Annotated in this window: 11 protein-coding genes; 2 read left to right on the forward strand and 9 right to left on the reverse strand. The window is 65.2% G+C overall.

Going from position 1 to position 12,147, the window contains the following annotated elements:
• Nucleotides 1-227: 227 nt before the first annotated feature.
• Both ABWO17_RS10305 and nadC read right to left on the reverse strand, forming a co-directional pair.
• On the reverse strand, nt 228-1,277 hold the full coding sequence (locus tag ABWO17_RS10305) for a quinolinate synthase (protein WP_353118194.1): 1,050 nt from the start codon (nt 1,275-1,277) through the stop codon (nt 228-230).
• Nucleotide 1,278: 1 nt separating this feature from the next.
• A complete protein-coding gene (nadC, locus tag ABWO17_RS10310; protein WP_353118196.1) occupies nt 1,279-2,187 on the reverse strand; it encodes a carboxylating nicotinate-nucleotide diphosphorylase in 909 nt (302 codons plus the stop codon).
• Nucleotides 2,188-2,557: 370 nt separating this feature from the next.
• Here nadC and mgtE point away from each other — a divergent pair, with 370 nt between their 5' ends.
• Nucleotides 2,558-3,961 carry a magnesium transporter gene (gene mgtE / locus ABWO17_RS10315; RefSeq protein WP_353118198.1) on the forward strand — a complete coding sequence of 468 codons (1,404 nt, stop codon included), beginning with the start codon at nt 2,558-2,560 and terminating at the stop codon, nt 3,959-3,961.
• 136 nt (nt 3,962-4,097) lie between these two features.
• Here the strand turns inward: mgtE and ABWO17_RS10320 are convergent, their stop codons facing one another.
• The 7 genes from ABWO17_RS10320 to ABWO17_RS10350 form a co-directional block, all read right to left on the reverse strand.
• On the reverse strand, nt 4,098-4,847 hold the full coding sequence (locus tag ABWO17_RS10320; protein ID WP_353118200.1) for an ABC transporter ATP-binding protein: 750 nt from the start codon (nt 4,845-4,847) through the stop codon (nt 4,098-4,100).
• Nucleotides 4,848-4,938: 91 nt separating this feature from the next.
• Nucleotides 4,939-5,817, reverse strand: coding sequence for an ABC transporter permease (locus ABWO17_RS10325; RefSeq protein ID WP_353118202.1), 879 nt, complete (start codon nt 5,815-5,817; stop codon nt 4,939-4,941).
• A gap of 3 nt (nt 5,818-5,820) precedes the next feature.
• Complete coding sequence (locus ABWO17_RS10330) at nt 5,821-6,618, reverse strand: ABC transporter permease (RefSeq protein WP_353118204.1); 798 nt, start codon at nt 6,616-6,618, stop codon at nt 5,821-5,823.
• 70 nt (nt 6,619-6,688) lie between these two features.
• Nucleotides 6,689-7,753: an ABC transporter substrate-binding protein gene (locus ABWO17_RS10335; protein ID WP_309542004.1), complete on the reverse strand. Its 1,065-nt coding sequence runs from the start codon at nt 7,751-7,753 to the stop codon at nt 6,689-6,691.
• Between the two features lie 76 nt (nt 7,754-7,829).
• On the reverse strand, nt 7,830-8,585 hold the full coding sequence (locus ABWO17_RS10340; protein ID WP_353118206.1) for an ABC transporter ATP-binding protein: 756 nt from the start codon (nt 8,583-8,585) through the stop codon (nt 7,830-7,832).
• A gap of 191 nt (nt 8,586-8,776) precedes the next feature.
• Nucleotides 8,777-9,886, reverse strand: coding sequence for an alanine dehydrogenase (ald, locus tag ABWO17_RS10345; protein ID WP_353118208.1), 1,110 nt, complete (start codon nt 9,884-9,886; stop codon nt 8,777-8,779).
• A 26-nt stretch (nt 9,887-9,912) separates the two neighbouring features.
• Complete coding sequence (locus ABWO17_RS10350; RefSeq protein WP_353118210.1) at nt 9,913-11,292, reverse strand: aminotransferase family protein; 1,380 nt, start codon at nt 11,290-11,292, stop codon at nt 9,913-9,915.
• 317 nt (nt 11,293-11,609) lie between these two features.
• Here ABWO17_RS10350 and ABWO17_RS10355 point away from each other — a divergent pair.
• Nucleotides 11,610-12,147 (forward strand): thiamine pyrophosphate-binding protein (locus ABWO17_RS10355; protein WP_353118212.1); only part of this gene is annotated, 538 nt, incomplete at its 3' end.

Here is a 12,147-nt window from a genome sequence, read left to right on the forward strand (position 1 = left end):
GGACACCCCGGTGCGAAAGGTGCGGCTGGCGCGGGCAGGGAAAAATAGTGCCTTGTCCGATCATCTGGCCGATTCTGGCCAATCCTGCCCGGTCATATCGGTCATATCCGATCAGAACCGATCAGGATGGGCAGGCCAGTCAGGCCGGACGTAGGATGCTTGTCGGCCCGCGCGGTGCCCGTGTATCGGCGGGCAACGCGCGGGCCGCTGTACATCTCTACGCCCGCTCAGGCGCAGGCGTCCAGCATGCGTTGCAGGGCGGCCTTGGCGGGTTCGTGCAGGTCCATGGGCACTGTGACCGGGGCCTCCGTGCCCGCCGCCACGCCCTCAAGGGTGCGCAGCAGCTTGGGTTCGGTCACGCGGGCCATGTGCGAACAGGCGCTTTCCAGCAGGGGCAGCACGGTCAGCCGCCCGGCATGCTGGCGGGCCAGCCGCCGCACGAGGTTGATTTCCGTGCCCACGATAACGGTGGAACCATCCGGGGCATTTTCCGCAAAGCGGATGATGGTGGTGGTGGACCCGGCGGCGTCGGCGGCGTTGACCACCTCTGGCGAACATTCCGGGTGCACCACGATGCGACAGCCGGGGTGCGCGGCGCGGGCCGTTTCCATCTGGCGCAGGTTGAACCGGGCGTGGATGGCGCAGCAGCCGGGCCAGATCAGCAGTTCGGCCCGGCGGGCCGAGTCGGTCAGCACGTCTGCGCCGAAATTGGCGGCCCGCACGTCCAGCATGTGCCGTTTGTCGTCGGGAATGCCCAGCAGGTTCGCGGTGTTGCGGGCCAGGTTCTTGTCCGGCAGAAACAGCACGGCATCGCCCTGCTTCCGCGTCCATTCCAGCATGGTGCGCGCGTTGGCGGATGTGCACACCGCGCCGCCGTGCCGCCCCACCACGGCCTTTACCGCCAGCGAGGTGTTCACGTAGGCCAGCGGCACCACCTTGCGGCCGTCTGCCGAAAGGGCGCGCAGCACCGCGTCCACCCGTTCGGCCGGGGCCATCTGGGCCATGACGCAGTTGGCGGAATGTTCCGGCAGGTACACCTTCTGGCCGGGCCGCGCCAGCAGGGCGGCGGATTCGGCCATGAAGTACACCCCGCAGAACACGATGGCGGCGGCGTCCGTGTCGGCCACGCGGCGGGCCAGTTCCAGCGAATCGCCACGCAGGTCGGTGTGCCGGATGACCGATTCGTGCTGGTAGTGGTGGCCCATGATGGTCAGGTTGGGGCCGAGCGCGGCGCGCAGCGCGGCGATGCGCTCTTTCTGGGAGGGTTGTGCTGTCATGTCATGCCTTGCGTATGCGCATGCTGAAGTCCGCCACCGGGGCGGAGTGGGTAAGCCTGCCCACGGAGGCGAAATCCGGCCCGTGGGGGGATGCCTCGGCCAGTTGCCGCAGCGTCTCCAGGGTAACGCCGCCGCTGGCCTCTGTTTCGATGCCGGGGGGCACCAATGTAAGCGACTCGCGCAGGAGCGCAAGGTCCATGTTGTCCAGCATGATGCGGTCCACCTTGCTGGCCACGGCCTCGCGCACCTCGTCCAGGGTGCGGCATTCCACCTCGATGGGCGGGCAGGGCGCGTAGGCCGCGCGCAGCGCCGCCACGGCTGCGGTGATGGATCCGGCGGCGTCGATGTGGTTGTCCTTGAGCATCAGCATTTCGGCCAGGGTGCGGCGGTGGTTTTGCCCGCCGCCCACCAGCACCGCGTACTTTTCAGGAAAGCGCAGCCCCGGCAGGGTTTTGCGCGTATCCAGCAGGCGCGTGGCCGTGCCGTCCAGTTCGCGCGTGTACAGGCGGGTGAGGTTGGCGATGCCGGACAGGTGGCAGATGAAGTTCAGGATGACCCGTTCCGCCTTCAGCACCAGGCGGGCCGGGCCTTCGATGTCGGCGGCGATGAAGCCGGGGGGCAGTTCGTCGCCGTCGGCGGTGTGCGGGGTCCACGTCCAGCCGCCAACCACCGGGCTTTCCAGCAGGGCGGCGCAACGCTCCATCACCAGCGGGGCAATGGACAGCCCGGCCACCAGAGTCTGCTGCTTGGCCACGATCTGGGCGGCCAGCCGGTCCACGGGACCGAATACGGCGTCGCTGGTCAGGTCGGGGCCGTCTTCCAGCAGGGCCAGATCGATGGCGGCCAGCAGGTGTTCGCGGGGCTGACCCGCGAAGAAGGTGTCGAAATCCGGTACGGTATGCGATGACATGGATTGTGCCGTCACGGGCTAGATGGTACACGCAGGGTGCCCTGCGCAGCGCCTTGCCGCGCGCAGGTTTTCCGGCGCCGTATGGTGTGCTACGGGCTGCGCCGCTCGAGCCACCTCGGACGGGGCGCATGCCGTGTAGTAGGAGGCTGCCCCGCTTTCGTCAAGCCGACGACGCCGTGCCGCCACACGGAACGGGCATGTGGGGGGGCATGCCTGCGAATGCCGCCGGGAAAGGCCGGGGGTTGCCATCGTGTCGGCCCATTCTGGCAGTTCGGCCCATTCTGGCAGTTCGGCCCACTTCCGCCAGTTGCGGCAATTTGCATGATTCACGCCGTTCACGGTTTCACAGGGTAAAGGGCAGGGGGATTTCATGACCGGGCAGGAACACGGCCACGACCGCAAGCACGACCGCCACTGCGTGGACGGCGCACCCCGCGACGACGGGGACGCCTGCCGAACCATCGTGCTGCCCGAGGAATGCCGCGACCCTGCCACGCCGGGCGAGGACGCCGAATTCGCCCACCCTGCCGACGTTGCCGACCATCTGGAGAATCTTTCGCTGGAACGTCAGGTGTGCATGCTGCGCCACCTGCCCGCAGAGGACGCCGCCGACGCCCTGGCCGAGCTTGACGAGCACGTGCGCGTCGACCTGCTGGAAAACCTCGATGCCGACGTGGCCGCCCAGATCCTGTCCGAAATGTCGCCCGACGACGCGGCGGACGTGCTGGACGAACTGGACGAGGACCACCGCGACGTTCTTTTGAGCAGCCTCGAAACCGAGGACGCCGAGGAAATCCGCCACCTCATGGCCTTCGACCCGGATACCGCGGGCGGGGTCATGAACACCGAGGTGATCATCCTCGACCACGGCCTGACCGCCGACCAGGCCATCCTGCAGATTCGCGCCGAGATCGAAGACAAGGAGATTCCCTATTACGCCTACGTCGTGGACGAACAGGACCGGCTGGTGGGCGTGCTTTCGCTGCGCGACATCATGCTCTGCAAGCCCGGCAACAAGCTGCGGGACGAGGTGCGCGGACAGGGCCTGATTTCCGTGCTGTTCGACCAGGACAAGGAAGAGGTGGCGCACCTGCTGGGCCACTACAACTTCATGGCCATGCCCGTGGTGGACTACGAGGGCCGCCTGCTGGGCGTGGTCACCCACGACGACATCATCGACATCATCCACGACGAAGCGTCCGAGGACATGCTGGGCATGGTGGGCGCGGGCACGGACGAAAGCGTGGACACGCCGTGGCACGAATCGGTGCTGAAGCGGCTGCCGTGGCTGGTCATCAACATGCTGAACTCTGCGGTGTCGGCGTCGGTGGTGTACATGTTCGAAGGGTCCATCGCCCAGATGGCGGTGCTGGCCGTGCTGATGCCCATGGTGGCCAACCAGGCGGGCAACACCGGGCAGCAGGCGCTGGCGGTGATGATCCGGCAGTTGGCGGTGGAGCGGTTCGACCGGCGCAAGGCGTGGTGGGCCGTGCTGCGCGAGGCCAAGATAGGCCTGTCCAGCGGGGTCATTGTCGCATTGCTGGTGCTGGTCACGGTGTGGGTGCTGGCCGGATCGTGGAAGCTGGCCTCGGTCATGTCGCTGGCGCTGCTCCTGGACATGCTGCTGGGCGCGCTGGCCGGGGCGTCCATTCCGCTCATCCTGCGCGCGCTGGGGCGCGACCCGGCGCAGGCCTCCAGCATCTTCCTGACGGCCATCACCGACGGCGCGGGATTTTTCATCTTTTTGGGGCTTGCGACGGTTGTCCTGTTCTAGGGGGCGTGTGGCGTGGCCACGTGCAGGCGACGCAGGTAAAACGCGCAGGGAAGCTCGACTGCAAACAAGAAGGGCCGGTCCCCCATGGTGGGACCGGCCCTTGGCCGTTCGGTGCGGCAGCCCGCCGTCGCGCGGGCTACAGGGTGAGCACCGAGGCGTCTATGATCTCGCGGCGCATCTCCAGAAAGTGCTTGCCCGTCAGGTCACGCGGGCGGGGCAGGTCCACTGTGTAGGTGCGCTGCACCCGACCGGGCAGCTTGCCTTCGATGGTGACGATCCGGTCGGCCAGAAACAGCGCCTCGTCGGTGTTGTTGGTCACGAAGAGGACGGTGCGCTTGTCGGTCTGCCAGATGCGTTCGGTTTCCTGCTCCATGAAGATGCGCGTCTGGGCGTCCAACTGGCCGAAGGGTTCATCCAGCAGCATCACCCTGGGCTTGTTGGCGTAGGCGCGGGCAATGCCTACGCGTTGCTTCATGCCGCCGGAAAGCTGGTGCGGGTAGTGCTTTTCAAAACCGTTCAGCCCCACAAGGTCGATATAGTGCATGGCGATGTCGCGGGCTTCGTCACTGGGCAGGCCGCACAGTTTCGGTCCCATTTCCACGTTGCCGAGCACCGTCTTCCACGGAAAGAGCATGTACCCCTGGAACACCAGCCCCCGGTCGGCCCCTGGCCCGGTCACGGGTTCGCCATCCAGGGTAACGGTGCCGGTGGTGGGTGTTTCCAGCCCGGCGATGATGCGCAGCAGCGTGCTCTTGCCGCTCTGGCCGGGGCCCAGGATGACCACGAATTCGTTGGCCTGCACGTCGAGGCTTACGTCCTCTAGCACTGGCACTTCCTGTGTGCCCTTCTGGATGAAGGTCTTGCTCACGTTGCGGCATTCGATCACGGCGTCGTCCCTTCCTTGCGGATGTGCGGTTGCTGCGGGCTGCGGAAGTAGGGCAGGGGCTGTCCGAGTGAACCGGACGGACAGGGACGGGCTACAGCCCGGCGATCTTGCGCTTCCACGGGCACAGTTTGCGTTCCAGCGCGGTGACCAGCAGCGTGGTGCCCCACGCCGCCGCCGCGATGACCGCCATGCCGCCGATGACCATGGCCGGTTGCGACAGGTTCATGCCCTGCACGATGATGTACCCGAGGCCCGAACGGGCGCTGACCAGTTCCGCCGCCAGCACGCAGGTCCAGGCGATGCTGAGCGATATCTGCAACCCCGCGAATATGGCCGGGAACGAGGCGGGAAAACAGACGTGCAGTATTTCGTCGCGGCGCTTGCCGCCCAGCATGCGCACCACGTCGTACAGTTCCGGTTCCACAAGGCGCACGCCGTTGTAGGCGTTGAGCAGACAGGGCACGAAGGTGCCCAGCACGATGATGAACACCTTGGACGTCTCGCCGATGCCGAACCACAGGATGGAAATGGATATCCATGAAATGGGCGGCATGGGCTTCAGCAGGTCGAACAAGGGCTTGACGACGGCGTTGACGTAGCGGTTCAGTGCCATGAACAGCCCCAGCGGCACGGCTATGGCGGCGGCGATGGAAAAGCCCACCACCACGCGCTGGGTGCTGGCCCACACGTGACCCCACAGGGTCAGTTCCGCCAGTTCCTCGCGGGTCAGTACCACCAGTTGTTCCAGCACCTCGTGCGGGCGGGCCAGGGCGCTGCTGCCCCCGCCCAGCACGTCGGAGCGTGCCAGCAAGTCCCACAGTGAAAAGAAGGCCACGATGGACACGGTGTGCAGGAACCAGCGGTTGGTAAGGATGCGACCGAGGTTCAGCGGGCCGCGGTCCACCACCTGTCCCACGGTCTCGTTGGCGATGGAGGAGCTTGCGGCGTTGCACGTGGCTTCCTGCGACATGGTCTACCTCCTGATCCCGGCCAGCAGCCGCTTTTCCACCCTGTCGATGATCACGCCGATGAAGGCGCCGGTCAGCCCCACCATGAACATGCCCAGCACCACCATTTCGGGCATGGCCAGCCGCCTGCCCATGGTGATCATGAACCCCAGGCCCGCGTCGGCGGCCAGCAGCTCTGCCGCCACCAGGTTGGTCCAGCAGCAGGCCAGCGCGATCTGCAACGCGCCAAAGACCATGGGCAGGGCCGAGGGGATGCACAGCTGCTTGAAAATCTGCCAGTCGCTGGCCCCGTAGGTGCGGGCCATCTGGATGAGCGTGGGGTTGGTCATCTTGACCCCCACGTAGGCGTTGATGACGCATGGAACCAGCCCCCCCAGCCAGATGATGAATATCTTGCCGGGCAGCCCGATGCCGAACCAGAAGATGGTCAGGGGTATCCACGCCACGGGGGGAATGGGCCGGATGATCTCGAAGATGGGCCGGGCAAGCCCTTCGGCCACGTTGAACCAGCCCATGGCAAGGCCCAGCGGCAGGCCCACGGCCAGGGCCAGGAAATAGCCGCCGAAGGCCTCCTGGATGCTGACCCAGGCGTGTTGGTGCAGCAGGGCGCCGTCGGGGTCCATGTTGGTGAACTTGTCGAACAGCAGTTGCGTCACGGTGGTGGGCGCGGCCAGCATGGTGTCCGGCACGACCCCGGTGCGCACGACGATTTCCCATGCGATGAAGAACGTGGCCACGCTGAGGATGGGCAGCAGCTTCAGCGCCAGCGGCGTTCTTACGACAACCTCGCGATATGCGGTCATGCGGGCCTCCGGTGTCGGCGGGTGGAAAAGGGGCGCCCGCCCCGCGCGGACGGGCGCCGTACGGAAACGGTTACTTCACGGTGGGCACCAGCTTCAGGAACTTGTCGGTGATGTAGTAGCCGGTCAGCAGCTTTTCGCCTTCGGCGGGCTTCAGCTTGCCGAGTTCGGTAAAGAACTTCACCAGGTCCTTCTGCCATGCCTGCACCTGGCTTTCACCGGCGGAGGCGTCGAACATCTTCAGCTGTTCCTGCAAGGTGAACACCGGGTGCAGTTCCAGGTCCATCTTTGCTTCTTCTTCGCTCATGTTCAGCCCGGCCCACTTGAGGAAGCGGGCGTATTCGGGGGCCAGCTTCACGCCTTCGGAACGCAGCGCGTCGATGCCCTGGAAGTACACCTTGAGGAAGCGCGCCACTTCTTCAGGGTTCTTGTCGCAGTATTCCTTGTCGCCGATGAGCACGATGGGCACGAAGCCGCCCGCCGTCTTGACGTCGGAGGCAACCTTCCAGCCCTTCTTGAGGCCGTTGTACATCTGCGGCGCCCACAGGACCACGGCGTCGCCGATGCCCTTTTCGAACGCGGCCACGCACTGGGCGGGGTCCATGTTCTTGATGGTCACGTCCTTGTCGGTCAGGCCCAGGGCCTTCAGCCACAGGCTCATGGCGTAGTGGCCGGACGATATGGTGGTGGCCAGGATGGTCTTGCCCTTGACGCTTTCAGGCGTGCCGAACACATCGGGATGCTTGGGATTGAAGCCCTTGGTCTTCAGGATGGGGCTGTCCGGGCGCACCAACACCGCGTTGGTCACCGATTCGTCGTTGGCGATGGCGATGAGGTAGGCGTTCTGGCGCAGCGCGCCGAACATCATGGGCACGCCGCCCGTGCCGCCCACAACCCACTGTTTGGCGGGCAGGGCCTCGATCTGGGCCATGCCCGAATCGAACATGTGCATCTTGAAATCGAAACCGGCGGCCTTGTCCCAGCCTTGCTGCTTGGCATACCAGGGCACGAAGGTTTCGTGCTCTGCCTGCCAGGTGGTGTTCAGGGGCTTCACCTCGGCGGCAAGGGCCGTCACCGCCATGGCAAGAAGAGCCATCACGGCAGCCGCAAATCCAACCCAACGTTTCATCTGGAGCATGGTCAGACCTCCTTGAAGCAGGTTACGGTAGACTGTCTGGGCGTATGTTCTTGCCATTGAGTGTCCCCTTGCGGGGTTACCACCATCTGATGAGATCCGTGACGTGCTCGCGGATGCGCACGAATTCCGGGTCCATGAAGTCGCGCGGGCGGGGCAGGTCCACCTTCACCTCCGCCTTGATGCGGGTAGGCTTGTTGGACAGCACCAGAATGCGCTCGGAAACGTAGACCGCTTCCTCGATGTTGTGGGTGATGAACAGCACCGTGCTTTGCAGCTTGCGCCACAGGCTGACCAGTTCGTCTTCCAGGTAGAACCGCAGCTTCACGTCCAGCTGGCCATACGGCTCGTCCATCAGCAGCAGGTCGGGGTCCACGGCGAACGCGCGCGAAACCGCGATGCGCTGCTGCATGCTGGCGGATATCTGGTTGGGGTACAGGCTCGCGCACTGGGTCAGCCCCACCATGTCCAGGATGTGGTCGAGCCGCTCGTCGATCTCCTTCCGGGGGCGCCCCTTGACCTCCATGCCGTAGGCCACGTTTTCGCGCACGGTGCGCCAGGGCAGGCAGGTGGGTTCCTGGAAGACGTAGGAGATGTTGTGGCGCTTGGGATTGGCGGGGGTGCCGTCGATGAGTATCTGCCCGCTCGATGCAGGCAGCAGGCAGGACAGGGTGTTGAGGAAGGTGGTCTTGCCGCAGCCCGTGGGGCCGACGATGGCCACGAACTCGCCCTCGGCCACCGAGAAGGATATGTCGTCGAGAACCAGCAGTTCACCGAACCGCTTGGTGAGATTGCATACTTCGATCTTGGTTCGTGGTCTGGCGGCGTCTTGCACGGGTACGCTCCATCGGCGGGGTGGCCGCCTCCTGCTGCCCGGCCCCGGGGAAGAAGGGGGGGGCGGGCGCGCAGGAAACGGGCTGCCGCGTTGACAGGGGCGGCGGATTCCGCGTCGTCGTCATGCTTCCGGGGGGCGGGCGTACCTGACCAGCCCCCGCGCGGGGACCGGCCATGCCCGGACTGCCCCGACTACAACACCTCTTCGACCGGCGCGTGCGGCAGCCCGAAGGCTTCGGCAACGGCCGGGTAGGTTATCTTGCCGTCCACCACGTTCAGCCCCTTGCGGATGTCCGCGTGCTGGCGGCAGGCTTCCTTCCACCCCAGGTCCGCGATGGTCAGGGCGTAGGGCAGGGTGGCGTTGGTCAGCGCGGCGGTAGAGGTCATGGCCACCGCGCCGGGTATGTTGGCCACGCAGTAGTGGCTCACGCCGTCCACCACATACACCGGGTCGGCATGGGTGGTGGGGCGAGAGGTTTCGAAGCAGCCGCCCTGGTCGATGGCCACGTCCACCAGGATGGAGCCCTTGCGCATCAGTTTCAGGTCTTCGCGGGTGACCAGGTGAGGCGCCTTGGCGCCGGGCACCAGCACTGCGCCGATGACCACGTCCGCCTGCGGCAGCAACTTGCGGATGGCGTAGGGGCCGGACATCATGGTGATGCAGTTGGGGGGCATCACGTCGCTGAGGTAGCGCAGCCGGTCCAGGTTCTTGTCCAGCAGGTACACGGTGGCGCCCAGGCCGCAGGCCATCTTGGCCGCATTGATGCCCACGGTGCCCCCGCCGATGACCACCACCACGGCGGGTTCCACGCCGGGCACGCCGCCCATCAGCTTGCCCATGCCTCCGGTGGGTATTTCCAGGTACTTGGCGGCCTGCTGAATGGCCATGCGGCCCGCCACCTCGGACATGGGGGTAAGCAGCGGCAGCGAGCCGTCCGCCTTCTGGATGGTTTCGTAGGCGATGTTCACGTTGCGCGCGGCCACCAGGGCGTGGGTCTGCTCCTCGTCGGCGGCCAGGTGCAGGTAGGTGAACAGTATCTGGTCCTTGCGCAGCATGCCGTATTCCGAGGGCTGCGGCTCCTTGACGTGCATGACCATGCCGCATTCGGCAAAGATGGTCCGCGCATCGGATATGACCGCGCCTGCTGCCACGTATTCGTCATCGCCAAAGCCCGCGCCTTCGCCCGCACCGGTCTGCACCAGCACCGAATGCCCGTGCGACCGCATGGCCACCACGCCCGCTGGCGTCATGGCCACGCGGTTCTCCAGCACTTTGATCTCTTTAAGAATGCCGACCTGCATGGGATGCTCCTTTCACGGTTGGAGTATCAGCCGAGCACCTTGACGAGGGCCGCACGCAGGGTGCGGAGGATGACGTCGATGTTGTCCCTGGTGACCACGTAGGCCGGGGCGATGTTGATGATGTTGTTGAAGCCCGGCAGGCTTCGGTTGGTGCGGCCCACCAGCACGCCATTGGCCGCCATTTCGCCCACCACCTGAATGACCTTGCCTTCGGCCATGGGCTTCTTGCCCGCCTTGTCCTGCACCAGTTCGATGCCGCACAGCAGGCCCTTGCCGCGCACGTCGCCCACATAGGGCAGATCGCCCAGTTCCTTCAGGCCCGCCAGCAGGTAGTCGCCCATGGCCCTGACGTTATCGAGCAGCTTTTCCTCCTCGATGATGGCCATGTTCTCCAGGGCGGCGCTGCACCCGGCGGCGCACCCGCCGTAGGTACTGATGTCGCGGAAGTAGGCCATCTTGTCGGTCGGGTCGTTCAGGAAGGCCTTGAACACGTCTTCGGTGGTGGCGGTGACCGAGATGGGCATGTAGGCGCTGGCCACGCCCTTGGCCATGGTCACGATGTCCGGGGTGACCCCGTAGTGCTGGTAGCCGAACATGGTGCCGGTGCGGCCCATGCCGCAGACCACTTCGTCCATGATCAGCAGCACGCCGTGGCGGCGGCAGATGTCGGCAAGCACGGTGTAGTACTCGGCCACCGGCGGAATGACCCCGCCGCCCGCCGTGATGGGCTCGACGATGAGGCCGCCAACGGTTTCCGGCCCTTCCTGCTCGATGATCCGCTCCACCGCCCTGGCACAGTCGATGTCGCAGCCGGGGTAGGTCTTGTTGAACGCGCAGCGGTAGCAGCAGGCGTGGGGGAATTCCACGAAGCCGGGCACCAGCGGGCCGAACCATTCCTTGCGTTCCGCCTGGCCGGTGGAACTGAGGGCCCCCAGCGTGGTGCCGTGGTAGTCGCGGGCGCGGAACAGGATCTTCTTTTTGGCGGTATTGCCGGAAAGATGCGCCAGCGAGCGCACCATCTTGTACGCCTTTTCGTTGGCCTCGGACCCGCTGTTGGAAAGGTAGGCGCGGGTCAGACCCGGCATGTGGGCAAGCAGCTTCTGCGCAAATTCGATGTACGGGATGTTGCCTGCGGTGGCCGCGTAGTAGGGCATGGCCTTCATCTGTTCGTACACGGCGCGGGCGATGCGTTCGCGCCCGTAGCCCACGTTCACGCACCATACGCCGCCAGAGGTGGCGTCCAGGTATTCCTTGCCGTTGATGTCCCGCAGCATAAGTCCTTCGCCTTCGACCACGATCATGGGGCCTTTTCCGGCGAGGGCCTGATGCTGGACGAGGTGATGCCATACGTGGGCCAGGTCGGCCGCCGCGTATGCCGCTGGGTCATGCTTCTGACTGGGGCTCATGTCCTGCTCCTTGGGGTTGTCAGGAAAAAACGATGGCACCTGTACTTGCGGACCGCGGGGAGCAACCTCCGGGCGGGAATGAAACGATATGGTCAATGAATGGGCAAGGTTCCGGGCGGTCCTCCAAGGCGTGGGGCGAAAATTCCCGAAGGCTGGGCGCCTTCTTTTTTCGCTTTGTCTAGACATAGCGATGGGACTTTGCTATTTTTTTGTCAAGCGTTTTTTACGACGGGCGGGAACCTGCCGTGAAAGAACATCAACACCGCGCTTTGTCTGGAAAGACAGCGCGGTACGACCCCCCTTGAGGAGGCTTCGACATGCCCAAGATGACCCCCAGTGAAGCAATGGCGGAAGTGCTGGTGCAGGAAGGCGTCACCCATGTCAGCGGCATTCTCGGCTCCGCTTTCATGGATTTGCTGGACCTGTTTCCGGCGGCGGGCATCGATTTCATTTCGGTGCGTCACGAACAGACGGCGGGCCACATGGAGGACGCCTTTACCAGAATGACTGGCAGGGCAGGTGTTTGCATCGGCCAGAACGGCCCCGGCATCACCAACTACGCCACGGCGGTGGCCACGGCCAACATGGCCCACACACCCATGGTGCTCATTTCGCCCAGTGCGGGCAGCATTTCGGTGGGTTGGGACGGCTTTCAGGAATGTGACACCTGGAACATGTTCAAGCCGATCACGAAAGCGTCACTTCGCGTGCCGCATCCCAAGCGCGCCGCCGACATCCTGCGCACCGCCTTCCGCATCGCCTACGCCGAACGCGGCCCGGTGCTGGTGGATATCCCGCGTGACTTCTTCTACGGCGAACTGGACGAGGACATCCTGGCCCCGTCGCAGTACCGCG

It is taken from the genome of Nitratidesulfovibrio sp., assembly GCF_040373385.1.
GTDB lineage: Bacteria > Desulfobacterota > Desulfovibrionia > Desulfovibrionales > Desulfovibrionaceae > Cupidesulfovibrio.

What these genes read in the sequence shown, in the direction of transcription:
- nadC (WP_353118196.1), bottom strand. Translation starts at nt 2,187, where the DNA reads ATGTCATCGCATACCGTACCGGATTTCGACACCTTCTTCGCGGGTCAG.
- ABWO17_RS10335 (WP_309542004.1), bottom strand. Translation starts at nt 7,753, where the DNA reads ATGCTCCAGATGAAACGTTGGGTTGGATTTGCGGCTGCCGTGATGGCT.
- ABWO17_RS10330 (WP_353118204.1), bottom strand. Translation starts at nt 6,618, where the DNA reads ATGACCGCATATCGCGAGGTTGTCGTAAGAACGCCGCTGGCGCTGAAG.
- ABWO17_RS10305 (WP_353118194.1), bottom strand. Translation starts at nt 1,277, where the DNA reads ATGACAGCACAACCCTCCCAGAAAGAGCGCATCGCCGCGCTGCGCGCC.
- ald (WP_353118208.1), bottom strand. Translation starts at nt 9,886, where the DNA reads ATGCAGGTCGGCATTCTTAAAGAGATCAAAGTGCTGGAGAACCGCGTG.
- mgtE (WP_353118198.1), top strand. Translation starts at nt 2,558, where the DNA reads ATGACCGGGCAGGAACACGGCCACGACCGCAAGCACGACCGCCACTGC.
- ABWO17_RS10325 (WP_353118202.1), bottom strand. Translation starts at nt 5,817, where the DNA reads ATGTCGCAGGAAGCCACGTGCAACGCCGCAAGCTCCTCCATCGCCAAC.
- ABWO17_RS10350 (WP_353118210.1), bottom strand. Translation starts at nt 11,292, where the DNA reads ATGAGCCCCAGTCAGAAGCATGACCCAGCGGCATACGCGGCGGCCGAC.